Here is a 23,130-nt window from a genome sequence, read left to right on the forward strand (position 1 = left end):
CTGTACGAGCTGAGCTTTCTCGCGTTTAGCTTCTGACACGCATCTCGCAATGCATTGTCAAGAATGTCGATGGCTGGTCGCCATCGCCGGTGAAAGGATCAGGCACATGAATTACCAGCCCCGCGGCATCAGCACCCTCCAGGCCCCCGCCTCGTATCAAAGTGAGGTCGAGGCGGCCCGGTCGCTCCTGGAGACCCAGCCGACCTGGAACGGGGTGTCGGCCGAGGCCGTCGCCCGCATGCGCCTGCAGAACCGCTTCAAGACCGGCCTCGACGTCGCCCGCTACACCGCGGCGCTGATGCGGGCCGACATGGCCGCCTATGACGGCGATCCCACCAAGTACACGCAGTCGCTGGGCTGCTGGCACGGCTTCATCGCCCAGCAGAAGCTGATCTCGGTCAAGAAGCACTTTGGCAAGACCGATCGCACCTATTTGTACCTGTCCGGCTGGATGATCGCGGCGTTGCGCTCCGAGTTCGGTCCGCTGCCCGACCAGTCGATGCACGAGAAGACCTCGGTGCCGGCGCTGATCGAAGAACTCTACACCTTCCTGCGTCAGGCCGACTCGCGCGAGCTGAACGATATCTTCCGCAACCTCGATAAGGCCCGCAAGGAAGGCGACAAGACCCGAGAGAAGGAGTTGATCGAGAAGATCGACAACTTCCAGACCCATGTCGTGCCCGTCATCGCCGACATCGACGCCGGCTTCGGCAATGCGGAGGCGACCTATCTGCTCGCCAAGAAGATGATCGAGGCGGGTGCCTGCGCGCTCCAGATCGAGAACCAGGTCTCGGACGAGAAGCAGTGCGGCCACCAGGACGGCAAGGTGACCGTGCCGCACGAGGTGTTCCTGGCCAAGATCCGGGCCTGCCGCCACGCTTTCCTCGAACTCGGCGTCGAAGACGGCATCGTCGTGACCCGCACCGACTCGCTCGGTGCCGGCCTGACCCAGCAGATCGCGGTCAGCCACAAGCCCGGCGACCTCGGTGACCAGTACAACAGCTTCCTGGATTGCGAGGAAGTGACGGCAGAGAACGCCCGCAATGGCGACGTCATCATCAACCGCAACGGCAAGATGATGCGTCCGAAGCGGCTGCCCTCCAATCTGTATCAGTTCCGCCCGGGCACCGGCGAAGACCGTTGCGTGCTGGACTGCATCACCTCGCTGCAGAACGGCGCCGACCTGCTCTGGATCGAGACCGAGAAGCCGCATATCGAGCAGATCGCCAAGATGGTCGACCGGATCCGCAAGGTGGTTCCGAACGCCAAGCTCGCCTACAACAACTCGCCCTCGTTCAACTGGACGCTCAACTTCCGTTGGCAGGTCTACGACGCGATGAAGGAAGCGGGCAAGGACGTCAGCAAGTACAATCGTGCCGAGCTGATGAAGCCGGAATACGACGATACGCCGCTGGCGCAGGAAGCCGACGAGCGCATCCGTACCTTCCAGGCGGATTCGGCCAAGCGTGCCGGCATCTTCCACCACCTGATCACGTTGCCGACCTATCACACGGCGGCGCTCTCGACCGACAATCTTGCGAAGGAATATTTCGGCGACCAGGGCATGCTCGGTTACGTCAAGAACGTCCAGCGCGCCGAGATCCGTCAGGGTATCGCCTGCGCCAAGCATCAGAACATGGCGGGCTCCGACATCGGCGACGACCACAAGGAATACTTCGCCGGCGAGGCTGCCCTGAAGGCGGGCGGCGCCCACAACACGATGAACCAGTTCGGCTAACGCATCACGCTAATCGACAGGAGACTGACAATGACCAACAGCAATTTCTGGGTGATCGGTGGCGAGTTCGGTTCGATGAACTTCCACAAGCTGGTGGAAGGTTCGGCCCAGGTGCAGGGTCCGTTCAAGACCCGCAAGGAAGCCGAGGACGCCTGGCGCTCGGTCTCGGAAGAGAACCGCCACAAGGCCGGCGTCCGCTTCTCGATCGTGGAAGAGCCGTCGCGGGTCTCGGCGTGAAATCTGACTAACATGCCAATCTGAATAAGAAGACGTCCAAGGACGGAGGGTCCCATCCGGCGCAAGCCGGGTGGGACCGTCTGTTTTTGGCACAGGTGAAAGATTTGTGGGCGCCGTAAGTCACTGGAATTGTAGGCCCTTTGCGGACACTTTGGTTGCTGATAGGTTAATCCCGCCAAGTGAGGACGAGGCCGCCAATGTCAGAGCCCGAGACCAGCGGGATCCATCCCAGCCAGCCGCGCCCGGTGCGGCTGCGCGATGCGTTGTTGCGCGCGCGGATCGAGGCCGCCGACCGGACCGGCGTCGTCGTCGATTTGCGCGATGCCGAGGTAGCGCGGCTCGAGATCCTCAACGATTCGCTCGATCCCCTGTTCGCGCAGGTGCCGGAGCAGATCGACCTGTTCGACCGCGGCATCAGTCAGGGCGATACGCCCAGGCTCTGGATCGATGTCGTCGCGCACATCGTGATGGGGCGCGACAAGCGGATGTACCGCTTCGTGCAGGACACCCGCTTCGGCCGCATCGTGCTCGCCGAATCGCACGACACCGCTATCATCGTCGAGGCCGTGACCGATTACGTCGCGCGCCGCATGATCGAGCGCGAGCATGCGATGGTGGTCCCGCCCGAGCCGAAGCCCGAGGTCGCACCGCCGCGGCGCCGCTCGCGCCTCTGGCCGTTCGTGCTGGGGTTCGTGCTCGGCGCCGCCGCGCTGTTCGGCGTTGCCGTGCTCGCGGCCCTGCGGAGCTGGTGACCTCTCGTAGCCCGGATGGAGCGCAGCGCAATCCGGGACACCTCTCGCTCCAGATTGCACCGCCCCGGATTACGCTCCGCTCCATCCGGGCTACGGATCACGCCCGCAATGACGGCGAACTAAATTAGATCAACCTCACATGCTTGATCTGCCCGATCTGAAGTCCAGTCCCCACGCTCCGCACCGTCTGCTCGCAACGCCAGCCGGTGTTGTCCTTTTCGATCGTGAACAGATTGTAGGCCGCAGCCGGGGTGTGCCCGTGCGCGAGCGACGAGGCCGAGGGCACGCCGATTGCGGGAATGTTGCCGTTGGGCCCGTCGAACCACATTGTCGAATGAATGTGGTCGTGCCCGTGCAGGATCAGCTCGACGCCGTGGCGTTTCAAAATCGTCAGCAGCCCGGCGGAGTCGGTCATCCGCTTGTGGCGCGCGCCGGACTTCAGCGGATGATGCACCAGCAGCACGCGAAAGACGTCCTCGGCTGCGAGCCGTTTGAGCACGTCTTCGAGCGACGCGAGCTGCTCGCCTCCGAGCGTACCTGTCGCCATCAACGGCAAGGTGGGCACCGCCGTGGACAGGCTGATCAGCGCGAGCGGCCCGCGCCGGCGCAGGCTCGGAAAGCCGATACGGCCGTCGTCCCCTGCAAGATAGGGCGCGAAGGTTTCGCCGAAGCGATGAGAGGTGGCGCGAACATAAGCGTCGTGATTGCCGGGAATGGTGGTGACGCGATCGGGCGGGCCGACGCCGTCCAGCCAGGCGCGCGCCGGCGCGAACTCCGCCTCCAGCGCCAGATTGACGAGATCGCCTGTGACCGCGATGTGGTCGGGAGCTTGCGCCTTCACGTCGGCCACGAGTGCGTCGAGCACCTCGCGGCGCTGGTACTTGTGACGGTTGCGCGTCCAGTTGACATAGCCGAACGCGCGCTTGCCCGCGAGCTCGATCCACCGCGGCTTCGGCAGCGGCGGCAGATGCGGGTCGGACAGATGGGCGAGCGTGAAGGGGGCCATGGGGGGCGATTGCCTCGCTATTCGCCCGCTGTAATGGCAAGGTCGCAGGCCAGGTGCAAGCGGGGCATCAAGGGAGCCCGATGGCGGAAGGTCTGAACAGCGTCCGACGGAGATTCGAGCCGCTGCTGCGGCGAATTTTCCACGCCTATTTCCTGCTGGTCCGCGGCATGACTCTCGGCGTCCGCGCCGTGGTGCTGGATGCCGACACCAGGGTGTTCCTGGTCAGGCACAGCTACGTCACGGGCTGGTATCTGCCCGGCGGCGGCGTCGATCTCGGCGAGACCATGGAGCAGGCGCTGCGGCGCGAGCTCAAGGAGGAGGGGGATATCGATCTCACCGGCGACGCCGTGCTGCACGGCATCTTCCTCAACAGTCACGTGTCCCGCCGCGACCATGTCGCGGTCTACGTCGTCAGGCAGTTCAAGCAGGATCGCCTGCCCGCGCCCAACCGCGAGATCGCCGAGTGCGGGTTCTTCGCGGTCACCGCGCTGCCCGAGGGGACCACGCCCGGCACGCGGTTGCGGATCGCGGAAGTCCTTCACGACAGGCCGCGGATTGCGACGTGGCGATGATGGCTGCCTGTGCTAGTAAATCGCCGCGCTTGCGGTGTCGGCGCATGGACGAGGGATGAAGATTGTCTCAATCGACGAGGTCATGGCCATTTCGGGTCGCCGTGCTGGTGCCCTGCTACAATGAGGAAGCCGCCGTCGCGACGGTCGTCGCCGATTTCCGCAAGGCACTGCCTGCGGCCGAGGTCTACGTGTACGACAACAACTCGACCGACCGCACCGCGGCGGTCGCGCGCGAGGCGGGAGCGATCGTGCGCAGCGAACGGCGCCAGGGCAAAGGTCACGTCGTGCGCCGCATGTTCGCGGACATCGAGGCGGACATCTACGTGCTCGTCGATGGCGATGCGACCTACGACGCGCCGAGCGCATCGCGCATGATCGATCAGCTCATCGATGAGCATCTGGATATGGTTGTCGGTCTGCGTATCGATCAATCGCAAGCCGCCTACCGGCGCGGTCATCGCATCGGCAATCGGCTGTTCACCGGTTTCCTGGCATCAACCTTCGGCCACGCCTTCAAGGATATCCTGTCCGGGTACCGCGTGTTCTCGCGCCGCTTCGTCAAATCCTTTCCGGTCCTGTCCGGCGGCTTCGAGATCGAGACCGAGTTTGCGGTCTATGCGCTGGAATTGGCGCTGCCGGTCGCCGAGGTCGAGACGCCCTATTACGCGCGCCCGGAAGGCTCCTTCTCCAAGCTCAATACCTGGCAGGACGGGTTGCGCATTTTCAACACGATGCTGAAGCTTAATCGGTCGGAGCGGCCGCTGCGCTTCTTTTCGGCGATCGGCATCGTCCTCGCACTGCTGTCGATCGCTTTCGGATTGCCCGTGGTGATCACCTTCCTCGAGACCGGCCTCGTCCCGCGCCTGCCGACCGCCGTGCTCTCCATGGGGCTGATGATCATGGCGCTGCTTTCGGCTTCGTCGGGGCTCGTGCTCGACACCGTGACGCGCGGCCGGCGGGAAATGAAGATGCTCGCCTACCTGTCCCAACCGCCGCTCGGGCGGACCTGAAATTGCCTCCGGGGCCGGGCGCAATCGTATGGACCGCTGCCCTCCAAGGTGATATCCCGCCGACGCGATGAACGATCTCTCCCTCACCATCCGGTCGGAAGCCGCCGGCGATGCTCAGGCAATCGAGCGGCTGCACGAGCGCACCTTCGGACCCGGCCGCTTCGTGCTCAGCGCGTACCGCATCCGCGAGCATGTGGATCATGTGCTCGATCTCTCCTTCACCGCCCGCGTCGGCACGTTGCTGATCGGATCCGTCCGGCAATTGCCGATCTGCGTCGGCGACACGCCGGCACTGCTGCTGGGACCCCTGACGGTCGAGCCTCCGTTCCGCAGCCGCGGCGTCGGCCGGTTGCTGCTCGAGCGCGCGCTGAAGGATGCGAAGGCGCAGGGCCATCGCTTGGTGCTGCTGGTCGGCGACGAGCCCTATTACAGCCGCGTCGGCTTCAAGCAGGTCGCCAAGGGCCGCGTCACGATGCCAGGCCCGGTTGACTACAACCGGCTCCTCGTCATCGAGCTGGTCGAGGGCGCGTTCGAAGGTGTGTCGGGGCCGGTCGGTCCCGACTGGAGCAAGACGCGAACCTGACGCGCCATCGCTTCGAAGCTCACATGAAGGTAGGGCAGTGCCGGTCGATCAGCAATATTATCGGGAAGTGGCGTCCGGGAGCACGGCGGAAAAGCTGTTGATCGCGGCGCGCGACCGCATTTTCCAGGATTTCATCGCCCGGATGCAGCCGTCTGCGGCGGACGAGATCCTGGATGTCGGCGTGTCCGACGTGATTAACGACGGCGCAAACGTGCTGGAGCGAAGCTACCCGCATCAGCACAAGATCACGGCCTGCGGGCTCGGCGAAGGAATAGGATTCAAGGCGGCTTTTCCGCGTTGCCGTTACGTGCAGATCGAACCGAATACGCGGCTGCCGTTTGACGACAATGCGTTCGACGTCGCGACGTCCAATGCCGTGCTCGAACATGCCGGCAGCCACGGAAACCAGGTGCTCCTGGTCGAGGAGCTTTGCCGCGTCGCGCGGCGGGTGTTCATCACGGTGCCCAACAGGTTCTTTCCGGTCGAGCACCACACGGCCATCCCGCTGGCGCATTATCTGGACGGCACCTTCAGGATCGCCTGCACGATCGCCGGCAAGTCGGAATGGACCGACGAGCAGAACCTGATCCTCATGACGCGAAAACGGCTGCTGGGGCTCGCCGCCAAGTCTTCCATCTCTAAGTCAGCGACGGTGGGCTACACCGGTTTGTCGCTCGGCCCGCTATCGTCCAATCTCTATCTTGCATTCCGCTGAAGCAGCGACCTCCCGCCCCAGCATGATCCCGATGAAGAAAATCCACACCAGCAAAGCCGTATTCGCCGTGTTGTTTCTCGCGGTGCTGGTCGGCCATTTCTGGACCATGATGCGATGGAACGAGGCTCGCGGCGTCTATGACGACATCTGCTACCTCAGGCAGGCGCATCTGTTCCAGCGGTTCGGACCGGTGGAGGGCTTCGACACCAGCCTCACCCGCGACGACGATGGCTATCAGAAAGCAAAGCTGAAGGAGATCGGCTACCCGGACTGGAACGATACGAGTGCTGCGCCCTGTCACAATCTGATGCCGGCCACGGGGAAGGTCGTCATTCAATACCCGCCGGGTGTCGGCCTTGTGTTGGCGTTGTTTCCGCCGGGTCACCAGGTGGTGCCCATGTACATGCTGGCGACCGTTGTCGTCCTCGGCTTGGCGCTGTTTGCGCTTTCTCTCGCGCGCAGCATGAGGTCGGTCTTGATGGCCGGGACTTTCGGCTGTCTTGCGATCTACCTGATGGTCAATCCGGTCAAGGCGAGCTATTCGATGGCCCCGACCGTCGTCGTGTGCGCGCTCGCTGGATGTCTCACGGCGCGATGGCTGGCGGGCCCACGATTTCAACCGAATATCTGGCTGCTGGCGCCGATCGGTTTTCTGCTCGGATTGACCGTCGATTTTCGGTTGGCAAATCTCTTCCTGGCGTCCGGCTACGGCGTGCTTCTCCTCGTCGCGTTCCTTGCGGAACGGACGATGTCCCGGTTCTTGCAGGGGGCCGTGTTCGGCGTCGCATTGCTGGCCGGCGTGATGCCGACCATCGTCTCTTACGCCGTCAACGCCGGCAGTCCGTTCGCGTCGACCTACGGCAACAACCCCGATGTCAGGCCGCTGGATTTTTCGTTCGTGGTGGTCCGGGACTATCTCGCCGACCCGCTCCAGACCCTGCTGATCGTGGTCGGAATTGCAGGCTCGATCTGGCTGTTGCGGCAGGCGAACGGCACGCGTCGCGTCGCGCTGCTCACGATGGCCAATCTGGCGCTCAACCTCGCCTTCTTCTTCACCTATCCGATCGCGACGCCATATTACACGATCCCCATTTCTCTCCTGACATTGTGGACCCTGCTGTTTGCCGTGCTGTTTCAGGAGGCGGCAGAGGACGCCCCTGAAGCAGCAGCTTTGGCCAATGCGCGATGAAGTTCGGCCAGCTATCGCGCTTTCAGAACTTGAAGTTCGCAAAGGCCCGCACGCCGATGCCGGGCATCAACACCTCGTCCTTGGTGTACGACACCGAATTGCGGATGTTTTCGTTCAACAGATTGTTGCCGACGAGGCCGAGCAGCATCTCGCGCGCGCCGAATGCATTCGGGTTGAGCTTGGTCTTGTAGCTGACCTCGGCCTTCAGCAAATTGTAGCCTGCCGTCGGCGTCTCCGCGATCACGGCGACGTTGTTCTGCGCGAATGCGTGCAACAGGTTGATGCGGGCAAGCCAGTTGTCGTCGCGCCAGAACACGCCGCCGCCCAGCCGCACCGGCGGAATGCGCGGCACATTGGTGCCGTCGGTGAAGGTGGCCCGGACCACGTCGAACTGGTTCTCGATGCCCCAGATGCCGCCCTGGAATGCACCGACGTCGAGCTGCGACTGGAATTCGCCGCCGCGGAAGTTGGCATTGCGTTGTGAGTAGACCGCCTGGTTCAGCTCTGCATCGGGCGCGCCGCAGGAGGCAAAATCGCCGTCGCACATCACGCCGGTAAGGCGGCGATAGATGAAATTGTCGAAGTGCGTGTAATAGGCGGTCGCCTCGAACCGGAATGGTCCGGTCGCTTTGCGCAAGCCGATTTCGACCGACTTCGCGGTCTCGATGGTGAGGTTCGGATTGCCGATGTCGAAGGTCGCGGTCGCATCATGGCCGCCGCGCGAGAACAGTTCGGCGGGCTTGGGCGCACGCTCGACATATTGCGCGGTGATGCTGCCGACCATGCCGCCCGGCAGGTCTTGCAGCAAGCCGATGCTGCCGCTCTTCGGCGTGAAAGACGGATTGCGGACGGTGCTCGTTTGCGGCGTCCCGTCGGGCAGGAAGTCTGCGGGGAAATCGGGCGTCGACCCGTGCAGTTCGACATGTTCGATCCGGCCCGCGATCTGCGCCTTGGTCTGTTCGGTGAATTTGAACTCGTTGAAGACGTAACCCGCGACCCGGTAGTTCCGGTTCGGGTCCCACAATCCATTGAATAGCGCGCCGGGATCATCCGGGCTTGGCGCGGTCAGCTCCTGGTGGCCCGCCTGGAAGCCGAACGCCGTCGTCACCTCGGCGAAGCGCGCGTTGAACGGCATCAGCTGCACTTCGGTGCGGAGCTCCTGCTCCTTGTTGGTGAAGGTCTGCCGCACGCCATCCGTCGTCGGGTCGGTCGTGTCCGCGAGCCCGATCTCGTTGTGCCTGTAGTCCGTCGCGCCGGCCCAGAAACGGACCGCATCGATCGCGGCGGCGTCGGGATGGTACTCGCCCTTGACGTTGATCTTGGTCTGGTGGCCGTCGATCCGCGTGTTGTGGTCGGCGCCGTCGATGCCGGGGATGTGGTAGAGCGCGTCGTTCTGCGTGATCGCCGCACCGATATAGCCTCCCTGGAAAAAGTAGGAGCCGCCGATCGAGGCGCCGTCCGAGCGCGTCGCCGAATTGGGCTGGCGGCCGTTGGCGACGGTCCGCGTCTGATCATTCAGATACGGGTAGCTCGGAATGCTGTAATCGGTGGTGTTGCGGCCGTAGACGTCGGCATGGAAGGCAAAATTGCCGCCGCCGGTGTCGAGCAGCACGCCGCTTTCGACGCCGCGATCGACCGAGCTGAACGCGCTGCGCGTTTCGGCGGTGACGCAAGGCGACGTCGCGGCGCTCGCGAGCGGCGCCTTGGTGGGCATGCCGTAGGCCTGGAACGATGGCGCGCAGGAGGGCAGCGCGTCCGGAATGCGGTTGTTGGTGGCGCTGACGACGCCGCCGATCGAGGTCGAGCCGTAGCGCAGCGCAGCCGGCCCGCGCACCACTTCGACCTGGTTGGTCGCGAGCGGATCGATCGGGACGAAATGGTCCTCGCCGAGATCGGAGGCGCCGCCGGCATTGGTGCCGTTCTCGACGATGCCGACGCGGTTGACGTCGACCCCCCGGATGATCGGCCGGCTGGAGGCGCCGGGCGCGAAGCTCGATCCGGTGATGCCGGGTTTCGAGAACAGGAGGTCGCCGAGCTGGCCGCCGCCCTCGCGGCGGATCTCCTCGTTCGGCACCACCGTGACCGTCGCGAACTGGTTGGTCACGATGGGCAGCACGCCCTGCTGAGGTGCGGCGGCGGTAGCCGCTGCCGCCGGCGTGGCTTCCGCCGCGGGCTGGCGGCTGCGCGATCGTCCGGTGTGGGCGACGCGGACCGGGCTGCGGGTCGGCACCACGGCTCTACGCACGATCGGGCTTGGCGCCGTCACGGTGACGGCAGGGATTTCCGTCGACGACTTATCCTGCGAAGGCTGTTGTACAGGTTCTTGGGCGAGCGCGGATGTGGCGGCGGCGCCGAGCAGGAGCAGGCTTGCTCCGGCGAGATGCTGCACGCGTCGCAATTCAAATGACATGGTCTTGATTCCAGTCAGGCGCCGTCCGCATGATGGTCTGCTGATCGGCGGCGGCCTGCCGTCGCTGCACGACGGAATTCGACTTCAACTGCTCCCGGGTACGCGCCTGAAAGCGGCGAGCCCGGGCGTGATCAAGCGTTGTTGGAAGTCAGGACGCGGGAGGGGCGCGGGGCTGGAATGCCGTGCCGGCCGATTTCAGGTGGACGAATTCGGCGTCGGTGGTGCGGTAGAGCAGCTCGATCGCCTGCGGCAGCAACAACACAGGCGGCGCCGCAAACATGACGGTGCCGGCCATCGCGACCAATGCGCAGATCGCGCAATTGTCCTCGCCCGGGTGCTCCCGGTCGGGAGCCACCGGCGATTGCCGCTCGACCGCGGCGCGGTCGATCGAAGCGAGTCCGTGGTTGCTGTCGGTCTGCTGCAGCGAGGACTGGGCGAGGGGAGCGGCCTGGGCGAACCAATGGCTGTGGCCGAACGTCAGCGCGAACTGCACCAGCATCGCGAAGATCGCGAGCCGGGCGCCGTGCCTGATATTCGACCGAAACCACTTCATCTGGAAACGCCACCCCACATCGCGAGGGACCATCCCTGATCCCGCGACGTTATAATGTAACATCGCCCGATCGGTCAGTGGATGTCAACCGCTGTCGAGCCGACCCGAGCGGGCCGGCTCCTCGCTGTGTCGTGCGGGCAACTGAACGCCTACGGCATCAGAGCTTTTTGCTCTGGAGCCAGGTGCGGATGGCCTCGATGAGTTCTGCCTTGCGCTCCAGCGGCAGCCAATGCCCCGCGGGCAGGCTCGTCACGGTCAGGTCCGGGCAGGCGGCCCGCATCGGGTCACCTTGGCGATTTCCGGTGATGCTGCAGATCTGATCAAAGTCGCCGTTAACGAACAGCACCGGCTGCGACAGGCGGCCGCCACTGGGTGCCTTGCGCGCATAGGCGATGTTGGCGTCGTCGTTCAGGTACCACGCGCAGGATGGGCGGAAGCCATGAGTCTTGAACGTCTGCACCAGCACGTCGAAGTCCGCCGGCGGCCAGAGAGCCGGATCGGGCTCAATCAGCGGGGCGCGGTGCGCGGCGCCAAAGCGCCCTCCATTGCGCGTGACCATCGCATTCGGCGAAACCTTGCCGATGCCGGCGGGGTCGCCTGGCCGAAAGATCGACGCCAGCGATGCTGCCAATTCTGCATCGAGATCGGCGACTGCCGCCTCGAAGTGCGTGGTGTAGTAACGGTAGTAATCCCATTGGCCGTCCGGATATTGGTCAGCCGGATAAATCGTTCGGTCGACCAGCGGGACGACTGTGCGCAGGGCGTGCCCGTCGGGTTGATACGCCAGCGAGGTCAGCACGACTCCGCGGCTGCGCTTGGGCTGATGCGCGACCAACTCACCGACCACAACACAGCCCCAGTCGTGGCCAACCCAGATCGCAGGCTTGCCGCCAAGGTGATCATGGAGTTCGGCCATGTCCGTCACGATTTTCTCGATGGTATAGGCGTCGTTGGCTGCAGGGGTGGAAGAGCCGCCGTAGCCGCGCAGATCGGGAGCGACGCAGTGCCAACCGTCGGCGGCAAACGCGCCCATCTGCGCGCGCCACATCAAACTGATGCTCGGCCAGCCATGGACGAAGATCATCAATGGTCCGTCCGCCGGCCCGCACTGGATGTAGCGCGTTGTCTGACGAGGCGAGCTGAACGTGCGCTGGTCGAGCGTTCGTTCGGCTCCAGAACCGATCGGTTGAAGTGGGTCTGTCATGGTCGAGAAACTCCGCTTGAAGCGAAGGGAGGCGCGTGAGCCGCCTAGCGCCCTTCGCGGATCCAGGTCGCGGCAAACGCGCCAAGCAGCAGCAGCAACCCGATCAGGCCGGCAAAGATCGGCAGCACGCCGACGCCCTTCACGACGCTGGCGTCGCGCATCCGCACGCCCATCCAGCCGTCACCGTGGAAGACGCTCGCCGAGCGGACCGGCAGGATGCGCGGCAGCTCGACGCTGGCGCCGTCGACCACCCGCACGGCGTCACCGCCGGTGGCCTGGGTCAGGGGCTTCAACGTCTCGGTGGTGGAGGTGACTTCCGAAAACTCCTTCGGATTGGTCGGGCCGACATTGATCAGCGCCTTCAGCGTGCCGTCGGTGGCTTGCCACAGGCCGAGCTCGCTCGCCGGCAGGCTGGCGCGCCATTCGCCGGGATCGCCGGCCGCAAGCGTCAGGTCGCGCGACACGCCCGACGGCGAGGTCACGCTCACCGGCTGAACGCTGTCCGCCATGGTCTGGCGCACCACCACGAGATTCTTGCCCTGCACCTGCAGGCGCAACGCTTCCTCGTCCAGATCGGGCTGCTTCATCAGCCAGTGCGACATCCGCCGCAACAGGTCGAGATGCGGGCCGCCGCCTTCATAGCCGCGCGCCCACAGCCAGATGTGGTCGGAGAGCAGCAGCGCGACGCGGCCTTCGCCGAAGCGGGACAGGAACAGCAGCGGCTTGCCGTCGACGCCCGTCATGACGGGCGGGTTGACTGCATTGCGGGTATCGACGGTGCGGAAGAACCTGCTCCAGCGCGGCGGCTCGGAGGCCGAACCCTCGAGGCCCCGCGTGACGGGATGGCGTTTGCCGACGTCGGACAGATGCGCGTAGAACGGCTTTTCCGTCACCCCGACGGGTTCGGCCGGCAGCACCGAATCCAGCGGCGTGCGCCAGATGCTGGTGTTGGAGGCGTAATCAGGGCCGGCCGAGACCAGCACTGCGCCGCCGGACCGCACGTAGCGTGCGATGTTGTCGAAATAGGCGATCGGCAGCACGCCCTGGCGCGCATAGCGGTCGAAGATGATCAGCTGGAATTCGTTGATCTTCTGCTGGAACAGCTCGCGGGTCGGAAATGCGATCAGCGACAATTCATTGATCGGCGTGCCGTCCTGCTTCTCCGGCGGCCGCAGAATGGTGAAGTGGACGAGATCGACGCTGGCATCGGACTTGAGCAGGTTGCGCCAGGTGCGCTCGCCGGAATGCGGCTCGCCCGAGACCAGCAGCACGCGCAGCTTGTCGCGCACACCGTCGATGGCGACGACGGCACGGTTGTTCACCGGCGTCAGTTCCCGCTCGAGCGGCGAGGCCTCGATCTCGACGATGTTCGGCCCGGAATGCTTGATGTCGACATCGACGCTTGCGCTCTGGCCGCTTCCCAGCGTGCGCTCGTTGATGACCTCGCCGTCCCTGCGGACCGTGACCTTGGCGCGCTCGCCGCTGACGCCCTGGTCATCGAGGCGGTAGGTGATGGTCTGGGGCTGCCCGACGATGCCGAAGCGCGGCGCCGCGATGACCGCGATACGGCGGTCGCGCTCGTCTTTTTGCCCGGTGATCAGCGCGTGCACCGGCGCCTGGAAGCCGAGCCCGGCGGCGTTGGCCGGAATGTCGTGAACGCGGCCGTCGGTGATCAGGAAGGCGCCGGCGACGCGGTCGACAGGCACGTCCGACAAGGCCGAGGCCAGCGCGCCGAACAGCTTGGTGCCGTCGGTCTCGCCGTCGGCCTGTCCGGCATCGACGACGCGGACCTCGAGCCCCTTGATCTTCTTCAGGCTGTCGACCAGCGCTTCCTGCGCCTGAGCGGCCTCGCGATTGCGATTGCCGAAATTCTGGCTCGGGCTCTTGTCGACGACGATCGCGGCGACAGAGGTGAGGGGATCGCGGTCCTCGCGGGTGAAGGAGGGATTGGCGAGCGCCAGCAGGAACAGCGCCAACGCGGCCACGCGCACGGCAGCGCCGCGCGCACGTGCCAGCAGCAGCACGAGCGCGATGACGATGATCGCGGCCAGCGCGAGCCACAGGACGATCGTGGGAACAAGCGGCGTGAATGCGATGCCGTAATTCATATAGATCCTACTGCCCCAGCCGTTCGATCAGGGCCGGCGCGTGCACCTGATCGGCCTTGTAGTTGCCGGTCAGCGTGTACATCACGATGTTGGCGCCAGCGCGATAGGCGAATTCGCGCTGGCGGGGGTCGCCGCCGGTCACCGGCAGCATGGACTGGCCGTCGGGCCGCACGGCCCATGCGCCGGCCAGGTCGTTCGAGGTGATGATGATCGGCGAGACGCCGTCGCCGCCGCGCGCCGGCCGTTGCGCGCCGTCGTCATCGTCTTCACGCGGCAAGGTCTCGACCCAGGTCTGGCCGGTGGTGAAGCGGCCGGGGAAGTCGCGCAGGAGAAAGAAGGTCTTGGTCAGCACGTGCTCGCGCGGCACCGGCTCCAGCTCGGGCACATCGAGCGAGGACAGGATCTCGCGGAGCGTCTGCATGGCGGGGGTCTGCGCGGCGCCGTTCGCGCCGGGCGGCGCTTCGACCGCGTCGCGGGTGTCGAACAGCACGGTGCCGCCCTGCTTCATGTAGACGTCGATCTTGTTGATGGCGTCCCGCGACGGCTTGGGCGCGCCCGGCACGATCGGCCAGTAGATCAGCGGGAAGAAGGCGAGCTCGTCGCGCGCCGGATCGATGCCGACGGGGTCGCCGGCCTCGAGCGCGGTGCGCTGGGCCAGGAACAGCGTCAGTCCCGATAGCCCAGCCCTGACGATGGAATCAACGTCGGCATTGCCGGTCACGACATAAGCGAGGCGGGTCTGCGACACCGCCTTCATCGCGAACTCGTCGGACGCGCTGTCCGCGTGCGACGGCGTCGGCACGAACGAGGCGAGGCCCGCGAGAGCCAACCCAACGACGATCATCGCGGGCGCGGCGCGGCGGCGCAGCAGCGCGGCAAGGCCGCCGCCGAGCACCGCGACGATGATGGCGTCGATCAGGAACAGCGCGAGCGCCGTCGACAGCAGCCAGCCGCGCAAATCCTGCGGTTCGGCATTGGTGTAAGTGGCGCGGCGGGCGCGCAGGCTCGCGGTGTTCAGGGCTGCGATACGGTCGGCGCTGGCAAGCGTGTTCACGGCGAGCGGTCCTTCTGCCGGACCATAGAAGCCTGGCGGATGATCGGGTGTGGCGCGGTCGCGATAATCCGCGGGCAGCGGCTTTGCGGCGGCCGGCGGCGGACCGAATGCGCCGAAGCCGTCGAGGATATGCAGCGGCGCCACCGTCTCGGCGGTCCCTTCAGTGGCAACGCCTGCCCCCGGCTTGGCGGTATAGCCGGACATGTCGACGACGCGCCGCAGGATTTCAACGAAGGTGCCCGACATCGGCAGATCCGACCAGCGCATGTCGGCGCTGACGTGGAACAGGCTGACCACGCCCTTGCCGCGATGCTCGCCGGTTACCAGCGGCGTGCCGTCTTCCAGCGACGCCCAGCTCTTGGTGGCGAGCACGGCGTCGGGCTCGGCCAGCACCTGGCGGCTGATGGTGACGTCCTTGGGGACCACGACTCCGGCAAACGGACCGTCGGCGGCAAAGGAGGCCAGATGTTGCGGCTTTTCCCAGGTCAGGCTGCCGCCGAGCGTCCGGCCGCCCTTGCGCAGCTTGACCGGGACGAGATCGTCCTCGGCCTGCGCCAGCCGCGGACCGGCGAACCGCACCAGCACGCCGCCCTGGTCGATCCAGGCATTGAGACGCTCGCGGATTTCAGGCGCGATGGTGCCGACATCGGCAAGGATGATCATCGGCAGCTTCTGGTCGAGGAACTGAGTAATGCCCTGCTGCGGCGAGCCCTTGTCGGCGAGCCGCACGTCGGCGAACGGCGCCAGCGCGCGGGTGAGATAGAAGGTCGGCGCCAACAGCGGCTGCGCGGTCTCGCTGGTGGAGCCCGAGACGATGCCGATGGCGCGGCGGCGCCAGCGCTTGTCGAGCAGCTGCACCGCGCCTGCGGAGCGCTCGCCGGCAATTTCCAGCCGCGTGATGTCGTTGCGCAGCTCGACCGGCAGATCGAACGAAGCTTCAACTTCCTTGTCCTGCGGGCCGAACGAATAACGGGCCTCGCCGATCGGCGAGGCCTTCTGGTCCAGCGCGCGCACGGTGCCGATGGCAATGCCGCTGTCGGTGCGCAGCACCTTCACCGTCATTTTGGCTGCGGCGTTCTCGGCCGCGACCAGGGCCAGCGGCGACGAGGTGCCGCCTTCGAACACGGTCAGGCTGCGATCGCCGATGGTCTTGCCGAGGCCCGTCACGAATTCCTCGCCGCGACCGGTGTCGACGCTGTCGGAGAGCCAGGCGATCTCGCAGTCGCCGGTCGCTTTCAGGAAGCGATCGATGGCGGTCAGGGTCTCGACGCGCTCGATCGAATACGGCTTTGGCGTCAGCTGCCGCAGCGCGACGCGCGCGGCGCCCGCCGGCATCAGGGTGATATCGCGGTTCGGCTCGGACAGCGGCACCAGCGCAATCGCACGGCGGTCGTTCTCGGCACTGGCGATCAACTCGTCGGCGGCCCTGATCCGGATGTCCCAGTTCGATGCCGCGCTCCAGCCGTCGTCGAACATGATCATCAGCGGCGCCTTGCTCGTGGCCGCGCCCGTTTGCGGATTCCAGATCGGGCCGGCGGCGGCGAAAATGACCAGCGCCGCAGCCATGAGCCGCAATGCGGTCAGCCACCACGGCGTCCGCGACGGGGTCTCTTCGCGCGGTGCGATGTCGAACAGCAGGCGCGTCGGCGGAAACTCGATGCGGCGTGGCCGCGGCGGCATCACGCGCAACAGCCACCACAGCACCGGCAGGCTGACGAGGCCGATCAGGAGCAGCGGTTCGGTGAAGGCGAGCGGCAGTCCCATCATGCGGCCGGCCCCGCCTTGATGGTCGTGGTGCGGGCGCCCGATTTGCTCACCTGCATGCCGGCATGCAGGAACAGCAAGAGCTCAGCGGCCGAGCGGTCGGTCGCATGCGTCGTGAACAGCCAGTCGAGCTTGTTGGTCTCGGCGCGGATCTGGTCGCGGTGCAGCGCGAGCCGCGTGGTGTAATCCTGCGCCCAGCTCTCGGCGCGGCCGGCGGTGATCACGCCGAATCCCTCGGGCTCGACGAACTCGACGCGGCCGGAATACGGGAATGATTCCTCGGCGGGATCGACGATTTGCACCAGCGTGCCATGCGCACCGGAGCCGGACAGGCCGGCGAGCGTGGTCCTGATCTCGGAGATCGGCGACCAGAAGTCCGACAGCACGATCGTCTCGGCCAGCGCCGCGGGCACGAAGGATGGTGGCAGGCTCAGGCGGTCGGCATCGTCATGCAGCATCGCCTGCGCCATCTTGTCGATGACGCTGCGGCTCGCGGTCGGTGCCATCAGCCCGGGAATGCCGACGCGTTCGCCGCCGGAGACGAGCAGCTCGGCCAGCGCGAAGGCGACGATCAGCGTCCGCTCGAGCTTGGATTCGCGCGCCTGCTTCGAAGCGAACGCCATCGAGGGCGAGCGGTCGGGCCAGATCCAGACCGTGTGCGAGGCTTCCCATTCGAGCTCGCGGACATAGAGAAGATCGTCACGCGCCGAGCGCCGCCAGTCGACGTTCTGCGACGGCTCGCCGGAGACGAAGCGGCGGTACTGCCAGAAATTTTCGCCGGAGCCGGCGCGACGGCGGCCGTGCAAACCGTGGATGACGTTGGCGGCGATACGGCGGGCCTCGAGCACCAGGCGCGGCAGCGAAGCGGCGAGCGTGCGGCTTTCGCCATCGGCACGTCGGATCGCGATGATCTCCTTCGCTGCGCGCCCGTTCTCTGCGGCCATCAACCGATCCGTGTCTTGAGCTGCTTGATGACGTCCGGAATCGTGCGGCCTTCGGCGCGCGCCTGGAACGTCAGCGCCATGCGGTGCTTCAGCACGGGCTCGGCGAGGTCGAGCACGTCGTCGATCGAGGGCGCGAGGCGGCCGTCGATCAGCGCGCGTGCGCGCACCGCGAGCATCAGCGATTGGCTGGCGCGCGGGCCCGGTCCCCAGGCGATGAACTTGCTGGTGTCGCCGCCGTCCGGACCCGGACGGGCCGACCGCACCAGCGACAGGATCGCCTCGACCACGGAATCGCCGACCGGCAGGCGCCGGATCAGCCGCTGCGCGGTGATGAGTGCGTCAGGTGTCATGGCGCCCTTCGCCAGCGTTTCGTCGGCGCCGGTGGTTTCGAACAGGATGCGGCGCTCGGCGTCGCGATCGGGATAGTCGACGTCGATCTCCATCAGGAAACGGTCGAGCTGGGCTTCAGGCAGCGGATAGGTGCCTTCCTGCTCCAGCGGGTTTTGCGTGGCGAGCACGTGGAACGGCTTCGGCAGATCGTGACGCGCGCCGGCAACGGTGATGTGCTGCTCCTGCATCGCCTGCAGCAGCGCCGACTGCGTGCGCGGGCTGGCGCGGTTGATCTCGTCGGCCATCAGCAGTTGCGCGAACACGGGGCCGGAGATGAAGCGGAAGGCACGCTTGCCGGAGGTGCTCTCGTCGAGCACCTCGGCGCCGAGAATGTCCGAAGGCATCAGATCGGGCGTGAACTGGATGCGCTTGGCATCGAGGCCGAGCGTGACGCCGAGCGTCTCGACCAGCTTGGTCTTGGCGAGGCCGGGGACGCCGATCAACAGCGCATGGCCGCCGGAGAGGATGGTGACCAGCGTGTTCTCGATCACGCGATCCTGACCGAAGATGACGGACGCAATCGCATCCTTTGCCGCGCGAATCTGGCTCGACACCTGCTCGGCCGAACGGACGACACCGTCTTCGAGCTTCTCGACACTCTCCGCCATCCGTTAGCTCCTTCAGCCTGCCATGCGGCTCGCTTGCGTCGTCATGTCATCACGTCCTCAACTCAAGACGCGGGCCCTATGCTAGACTTGCAGGAAGGCCATGTATTCGTTGAATTAACCTATCCCCACCTTATCGGCTTAGGGATATGTAGGGCATCACGAAGTGGCGACCTCCACACCGGACAAATGCGGGGTGGAACCGAGCACCCGGATACAACGTAAACCTGCACCAATCGTGCCAAATGACCGATCGTGCCAAATGACAAAGTCAGGGCAAACCATGGCGAACCAAGGGCAGAGCGCCGATCGCGGTCTCGAGGGGCTGACTGCCGCTGCCAAAACTGCTGCCGATGCCGAAGGTGCCAAAAAGGGCCTGCCTCCGGTGCATTTGTGGAATCCGCCGTTCTGCGGCGATCTCGACATTCGAATCGCCTCCGATGGTACTTGGTTCTATTTGGGGACGCCAATCGGCCGTCATGCCTTGGTTCGCCTGTTCTCGACCATCCTCAAGCGTGAAGGCGACAAGCATTTCCTCGTCACGCCGGTGGAGAAGGTCGGCATTCGCGTCGACGACGCGCCGTTCATGGCGGTCGAGATGCAGAAGGACGGCGAGGACAACCACCGCGTGCTCCGCTTCCGCACCAATGTCGACGACTGGGTCACCTGCGATGCGGCGCACCGGCTGCGCTTCGAGCAGGCCAAAGACGGCGGGCTGACGCCCTATCTGCATGTCCGCGCCGAGCTCTGGGCCAAGGTCACCCGCGCGCTCTATTACGATCTGGTTGACATGGGTGAGGAGCGGATGGTCGATGGCCAGCCGATGTTCGGTGTCGAATCGGCCGGCGAATTCTTCGCCATGGCCGATGCGGAGCAGGTGAGGGCCGCGCTTTGAACAAGCCTATCTCCAGGAACGATCCCGCCGTGATCGGTGCGGCCGATTTCTTCGCCCGCTCCACGGCGCGGCTCGGCTTCGACGTTCCGCCCGGTCTCTACGATCCCAACATCATTCCGGCCTCGGGCGATCCCGGCACCGACAAGATGCTCGAGATCATCGCGCGCGAGCAGCCGGTGCGGCCGGCGGCGGTGTTGATCGCGGTGGTCGATCATCCCGAGCCGACCATCCTTCTGACGCAGCGGTCGGCGCATCTGAACGACCATGCCGGCCAGATCGCCTTTCCCGGCGGCAAGATCGACGCGATCGACCGCTCGCCGCTCGATGCGGCGCTGCGCGAGGCCGAGGAGGAGGTCGGGCTGTCCAGAGACTTCGTCGAGCCGATCGGCTATCTCGATCTCTACGGCACCGGCTTCGGCTTCCGCATCCTGCCGACGGTTGCCAGGGTGCGCCCGGGTTTTGAGCTGACGATCAACCATTCCGAGGTTGATGATGCGTTCGAAGTGCCGCTATCCTTCCTGATGAACCCGGCCAACCACCAGGTGCATAGCAAGGAATTCCGCGGCATGGAGCGGTCCTACTACGCGATGCCGTTTGCGGAACGCTACATCTGGGGCGCGACGGCCGGCATGCTGCGTGTGCTCTACGAGCGGATCTATTCATCATGATCAGACCGATCCTGACCGAGATCGGAATCTTCCTCGTTCCCTTTGCCGTCTATGCGCTGTTCCTCGCCGCCACGCGCTCCGGCCTGTTCGTGCAATCGTCCTGGCCGACCATCATCGTCGCGCGCCTGATGCTGGCGGCGCTCGTGCTGGTGATCGCGGGCCTGATCGGCTTTGCGCATTTCTCCGGCGCTGCGCCGGATTCCACCTATGTCCCCGCCCATGTCGAGAACGGCAAGCTCGTGCCGGGCGTGGAAAGATAGGACCGGCCGATGAGCGCGGTGCCCATGCTCGCCGATGCGCCCTGGCTGATTTCGGGCGGGACCGCGCGCGTCCTGCAATTGCTCAACGCGGATGGCGAGGAGGCGCGGGTGGTCGGCGGCGCCGTGCGCAACGCGCTGCTCGGCCTCGTGCCTGGGGACATCGACATCGCGACCACGGCGCTCCCGCACGAGGTAATGCGGCGCGCCAAGAGCGCCGGCATCAAGGCCGTGCCGACCGGCATCGACCACGGCACCGTCACCCTCGTCATCGACGGGCAACCGTACGAAGTCACGACGCTGCGCGAGGATACCGAGACCTTCGGCCGCAAAGCCAAGGTCGCGTTCGGCCGCGACTGGGTGAAGGACGCCGAACGCCGTGACTTCACCATGAACGGCCTCTCGGTCGATTCTGACGGCGTCGTCCACGATTATGTCGGAGGCATCGCGGATGCGGCTGCGCGGCGCGTGCGCTTCATCGGTGATCCCGACCAGCGCATTGCCGAGGATTTCCTGCGCATCCTGCGCTTCTTCCGCATCCACGCCGCCTTTGGCGCCGGCGATCCCGACCGCGACGGCTACCTCGCCTGCATCCGGGGACGCGCGGGCCTGGCGAGCCTGTCAGCCGAGCGGCTGCGGATGGAGATGCTGAAGCTGCTCGTCGCTCAGGGCGCTTCTGCCGCCGCGCTCGCCATGGCGGACGGTGGATTGCTGCAAGCGCTGACCGGCGGCGTGGTCTACACCGGGCCGCTCTCGGCGATGATCGCGATCGAGCGCGAGCTTGGCCTCACCGCAAGCAGCACGCGGCGGCTCGCCGCGCTGACGGTCGCGGTGACCGAAGACGCCAAGCGCGTCGCCACGCGCCTGAGGCTCTCCAATGCGGAAACCAAGGCGCTGGATTCGATGGGGCACCGCTGGTGGCGCCTGGCCACCAAGGGCGAGGCCGATGCGCGGCGGCTGCTCTACCGGCTCGGTGCGGAGCGCTATCACGATCGCGTGGTGCTGGGCTGGGCGCGAGCGGGCGGCGACGTCGGCTCGTCGCGATGGCGTGCGCTCGCCGAGTTGCCGCAGCGCTGGACTGCGCCGAAATTTCCGCTGCGCGCCGCCGACTTCATCGCGCGTGGCATGGCGGAAGGACCCGCGCTCGGACATGTCTTGACGCTCGCGGAGGACGCTTGGCTTGCGGCGGATTTTCCCCTAGAGGAGGCCGCAATCGCTTCCATCGCCGATCAAGCTGCGGCACGAATCAGCCGCGACGAGAGAACGTGACCATCGTCTCAGGCTTCGCCGACATCTCGATCTTTCAGCTTCTGCTGGTCGCGTTGATGGCGTTGTTTGCTTCGATCATCGGGGGTCTCGCCGGCTACGGCACCGGCGCCCTGATGCCGCTGGTGCTGGTGCCTCTCGTTGGCGCCGAGCCCGTGGTGCCGATCATCGCGATCTCCGCGATCTTCACCAATTCCAGCCGCGCGATCGCCTATCTGCGTTACGCCGATCGCCGCCGCGCGCTGATCGTGCTGGCCTGTGCAGCGGTTACGACCGCCCTCGGCGCCTACGGCTATACACGGCTGACCAATGCCGGCGCGGCACTGGTGATCGGCTCCATGCTGATCCTGAGCGTGCCGCTGCGCCGTGTGCTCCGCCGCCGCCAGGTCAAGATCGGCGACACTGGGCTTGCGGCCGGCTCGGTCGGCTATGGCGTGCTGGTCGGCGGCACCTCCGGCTCCGGCGTGATCCTGCTGTCGCTGCTGATGGCCGCGGGGCTCGAGGGCGCCGCCGTGATCGCGACCGACGCGATGATCTCGCTCGGCACCGGCCTTATCAAGATCTCGGTGTTCGGCCTTGCCGGCGCCGTGACCGCACAGGTGCTCGCCTTTGCATTGCTGATCGGCGCCATCGCGATTCCCGGCGCGTTCCTGGCCAAGGCCTTCGTCGAGCGGATGCCGGTGCACATCCACACCGCGATCCTCGACGTCGCCGTGATCACCGGCGGGCTGGTGATGATCTCGGCCGCGGCGAGGCAGCTCATCTAATCAAGTCGCGTCCCGCTGGCGGCTTGAATCACGCCTCAGGCCTGGTGTGAGGGACTGCACTCCAGTTCCTTGATCCTGCCGGCGGCATCAAACGCCAAAAGTGCACTCATCACGCCGGCACTGGTGATGTACGAGATAATGGTGCCGTCGTTGTGCCAAGGATTGAGATCATCCAACGTGCCTGCCGGATATTTTCGGAGGTGATCGACCCAATAGGCACGCAGTGCCTCGCGCCCGGTGATGGTTTGGCGGCCGGCACAGCCGCAGTGCACAACGGCATTGTCGGCATGGAGCTCCAGGATCGCCTCTATATCGCCCGCGCGATAGGCATCTAGCCAGTCGACAGCAACGGCCATGGGGTCAAAGGACATATTTTTCACTCACATGCGTCCAAATCTGGTGTGGGCTCGGGAACCGCCGAGCCTCCTATGATTTTAGTATCC

The 23,130-nt window shown here is 65.7% G+C and carries 22 protein-coding genes; 13 read left to right on the top strand and 9 right to left on the bottom strand.

Annotated features, from left to right (window positions below; translation table 11 throughout):
• Nucleotides 1-106: 106 nt before the first annotated feature.
• The 3 genes from BRA471DRAFT_RS10775 to BRA471DRAFT_RS10785 all read left to right on the top strand — a co-directional run bounded on the left by BRA471DRAFT_RS10775 (nucleotide 107) and on the right by BRA471DRAFT_RS10785 (nucleotide 2,727).
• Nucleotides 107-1,738 (top strand): isocitrate lyase, encoded by a 1,632-nt coding sequence (locus tag BRA471DRAFT_RS10775; RefSeq protein WP_007607021.1) that lies wholly within the window; start codon nucleotides 107-109, stop codon nucleotides 1,736-1,738.
• Between the two features lie 30 nt (nucleotides 1,739-1,768).
• The gene (locus BRA471DRAFT_RS10780) at nucleotides 1,769-1,975 is read left to right on the top strand and encodes a hypothetical protein (RefSeq protein ID WP_007595122.1); all 207 of its coding nucleotides are present in this window, start codon (nucleotides 1,769-1,771) and stop codon (nucleotides 1,973-1,975) included.
• A gap of 197 nt (nucleotides 1,976-2,172) precedes the next feature.
• Complete coding sequence (locus BRA471DRAFT_RS10785) at nucleotides 2,173-2,727, top strand: hypothetical protein (RefSeq protein WP_007607024.1); 555 nt, start codon at nucleotides 2,173-2,175, stop codon at nucleotides 2,725-2,727.
• A 124-nt stretch (nucleotides 2,728-2,851) separates the two neighbouring features.
• Here the strand turns inward: BRA471DRAFT_RS10785 and BRA471DRAFT_RS10790 are convergent, their stop codons facing one another.
• Nucleotides 2,852-3,733, bottom strand: a complete 882-nt coding sequence (locus BRA471DRAFT_RS10790) for a metallophosphoesterase (protein WP_007607026.1) — start codon at nucleotides 3,731-3,733, stop codon at nucleotides 2,852-2,854.
• Between the two features lie 80 nt (nucleotides 3,734-3,813).
• Between BRA471DRAFT_RS10790 and BRA471DRAFT_RS10795 the strand changes: the two genes are divergently transcribed.
• The 5 genes from BRA471DRAFT_RS10795 (at nucleotide 3,814) to BRA471DRAFT_RS10815 (ending at nucleotide 7,802) form a co-directional block, all read left to right on the top strand.
• Entirely contained in the window at nucleotides 3,814-4,305 is a 492-nt protein-coding gene (locus BRA471DRAFT_RS10795; protein ID WP_007607028.1) for an NUDIX domain-containing protein, read from the top strand.
• Between the two features lie 62 nt (nucleotides 4,306-4,367).
• Entirely contained in the window at nucleotides 4,368-5,315 is a 948-nt protein-coding gene (locus BRA471DRAFT_RS10800; RefSeq protein WP_007607030.1) for a glycosyltransferase family 2 protein, read from the top strand.
• 67 nt (nucleotides 5,316-5,382) lie between these two features.
• On the top strand, nucleotides 5,383-5,898 hold the full coding sequence (locus BRA471DRAFT_RS10805) for a GNAT family N-acetyltransferase (RefSeq protein ID WP_007607031.1): 516 nt from the start codon (nucleotides 5,383-5,385) through the stop codon (nucleotides 5,896-5,898).
• Nucleotides 5,899-5,935: 37 nt separating this feature from the next.
• Nucleotides 5,936-6,613 carry a class I SAM-dependent methyltransferase gene (locus BRA471DRAFT_RS10810; RefSeq protein WP_007607032.1) on the top strand — a complete coding sequence of 226 codons (678 nt, stop codon included), beginning with the start codon at nucleotides 5,936-5,938 and terminating at the stop codon, nucleotides 6,611-6,613.
• 31 nt (nucleotides 6,614-6,644) lie between these two features.
• Nucleotides 6,645-7,802 carry a hypothetical protein gene (locus BRA471DRAFT_RS10815; RefSeq protein WP_231171094.1) on the top strand — a complete coding sequence of 386 codons (1,158 nt, stop codon included), beginning with the start codon at nucleotides 6,645-6,647 and terminating at the stop codon, nucleotides 7,800-7,802.
• A gap of 22 nt (nucleotides 7,803-7,824) precedes the next feature.
• Here the strand turns inward: BRA471DRAFT_RS10815 and BRA471DRAFT_RS10820 are convergent, their stop codons facing one another.
• The 7 genes from BRA471DRAFT_RS10820 to BRA471DRAFT_RS10850 form a co-directional block, all read right to left on the bottom strand.
• Complete coding sequence (locus BRA471DRAFT_RS10820; protein WP_007607035.1) at nucleotides 7,825-10,212, bottom strand: TonB-dependent receptor; 2,388 nt, start codon at nucleotides 10,210-10,212, stop codon at nucleotides 7,825-7,827.
• 148 nt (nucleotides 10,213-10,360) lie between these two features.
• The gene (locus BRA471DRAFT_RS10825; RefSeq protein ID WP_035973847.1) at nucleotides 10,361-10,765 is read right to left on the bottom strand and encodes a DUF2946 domain-containing protein; all 405 of its coding nucleotides are present in this window, start codon (nucleotides 10,763-10,765) and stop codon (nucleotides 10,361-10,363) included.
• A gap of 157 nt (nucleotides 10,766-10,922) precedes the next feature.
• Nucleotides 10,923-11,969, bottom strand: a complete 1,047-nt coding sequence (locus BRA471DRAFT_RS10830; protein WP_007607038.1) for an alpha/beta fold hydrolase — start codon at nucleotides 11,967-11,969, stop codon at nucleotides 10,923-10,925.
• A gap of 44 nt (nucleotides 11,970-12,013) precedes the next feature.
• Nucleotides 12,014-14,077, bottom strand: a complete 2,064-nt coding sequence (locus BRA471DRAFT_RS10835) for a hypothetical protein (RefSeq protein ID WP_007607039.1) — start codon at nucleotides 14,075-14,077, stop codon at nucleotides 12,014-12,016.
• A gap of 7 nt (nucleotides 14,078-14,084) precedes the next feature.
• Nucleotides 14,085-16,898: a DUF4159 domain-containing protein gene (locus tag BRA471DRAFT_RS10840; protein WP_007607040.1), complete on the bottom strand. Its 2,814-nt coding sequence runs from the start codon at nucleotides 16,896-16,898 to the stop codon at nucleotides 14,085-14,087.
• Complete coding sequence (locus tag BRA471DRAFT_RS10845) at nucleotides 16,895-17,839, bottom strand: DUF58 domain-containing protein (RefSeq protein ID WP_007607041.1); 945 nt, start codon at nucleotides 17,837-17,839, stop codon at nucleotides 16,895-16,897. The genes BRA471DRAFT_RS10840 and BRA471DRAFT_RS10845 overlap by 4 nt, the downstream gene beginning before the upstream one ends.
• A complete protein-coding gene (locus BRA471DRAFT_RS10850) occupies nucleotides 17,839-18,837 on the bottom strand; it encodes a MoxR family ATPase (RefSeq protein WP_007607042.1) in 999 nt (332 codons plus the stop codon). Before BRA471DRAFT_RS10850 ends, BRA471DRAFT_RS10845 begins: the two co-directional genes overlap by 1 nt.
• 280 nt (nucleotides 18,838-19,117) lie before the next feature.
• Here BRA471DRAFT_RS10850 and BRA471DRAFT_RS10855 point away from each other — a divergent pair, with 280 nt between their 5' ends.
• The 5 genes from BRA471DRAFT_RS10855 to BRA471DRAFT_RS10875 are packed head-to-tail and all read left to right on the top strand — an operon-like array spanning nucleotide 19,118 to nucleotide 22,687.
• A complete protein-coding gene (locus tag BRA471DRAFT_RS10855; RefSeq protein WP_007607043.1) occupies nucleotides 19,118-19,729 on the top strand; it encodes a DUF1285 domain-containing protein in 612 nt (203 codons plus the stop codon).
• Entirely contained in the window at nucleotides 19,726-20,397 is a 672-nt protein-coding gene (locus BRA471DRAFT_RS10860) for a CoA pyrophosphatase (protein ID WP_007607044.1), read from the top strand. Before BRA471DRAFT_RS10855 ends, BRA471DRAFT_RS10860 begins: the two co-directional genes overlap by 4 nt.
• Nucleotides 20,394-20,657: a DUF6111 family protein gene (locus BRA471DRAFT_RS10865; RefSeq protein WP_007607045.1), complete on the top strand. Its 264-nt coding sequence runs from the start codon at nucleotides 20,394-20,396 to the stop codon at nucleotides 20,655-20,657. Before BRA471DRAFT_RS10860 ends, BRA471DRAFT_RS10865 begins: the two co-directional genes overlap by 4 nt.
• 9 nt (nucleotides 20,658-20,666) lie before the next feature.
• Nucleotides 20,667-21,923, top strand: a complete 1,257-nt coding sequence (locus tag BRA471DRAFT_RS10870; protein WP_007607046.1) for a CCA tRNA nucleotidyltransferase — start codon at nucleotides 20,667-20,669, stop codon at nucleotides 21,921-21,923.
• Nucleotides 21,920-22,687 carry a sulfite exporter TauE/SafE family protein gene (locus BRA471DRAFT_RS10875; protein WP_007607047.1) on the top strand — a complete coding sequence of 256 codons (768 nt, stop codon included), beginning with the start codon at nucleotides 21,920-21,922 and terminating at the stop codon, nucleotides 22,685-22,687. The genes BRA471DRAFT_RS10870 and BRA471DRAFT_RS10875 overlap by 4 nt, the downstream gene beginning before the upstream one ends.
• A gap of 35 nt (nucleotides 22,688-22,722) precedes the next feature.
• Here BRA471DRAFT_RS10875 and BRA471DRAFT_RS10880 read toward each other — a convergent pair whose 3' ends face one another.
• Nucleotides 22,723-23,058, bottom strand: a complete 336-nt coding sequence (locus tag BRA471DRAFT_RS10880; RefSeq protein ID WP_007607048.1) for a nuclear transport factor 2 family protein — start codon at nucleotides 23,056-23,058, stop codon at nucleotides 22,723-22,725.
• Nucleotides 23,059-23,130: the final 72 nt, after the last annotated feature.

The sequence above is a fragment of the Bradyrhizobium sp. WSM471 genome, assembly GCF_000244915.1.
In the GTDB taxonomy this organism is placed as follows: domain Bacteria; phylum Pseudomonadota; class Alphaproteobacteria; order Rhizobiales; family Xanthobacteraceae; genus Bradyrhizobium.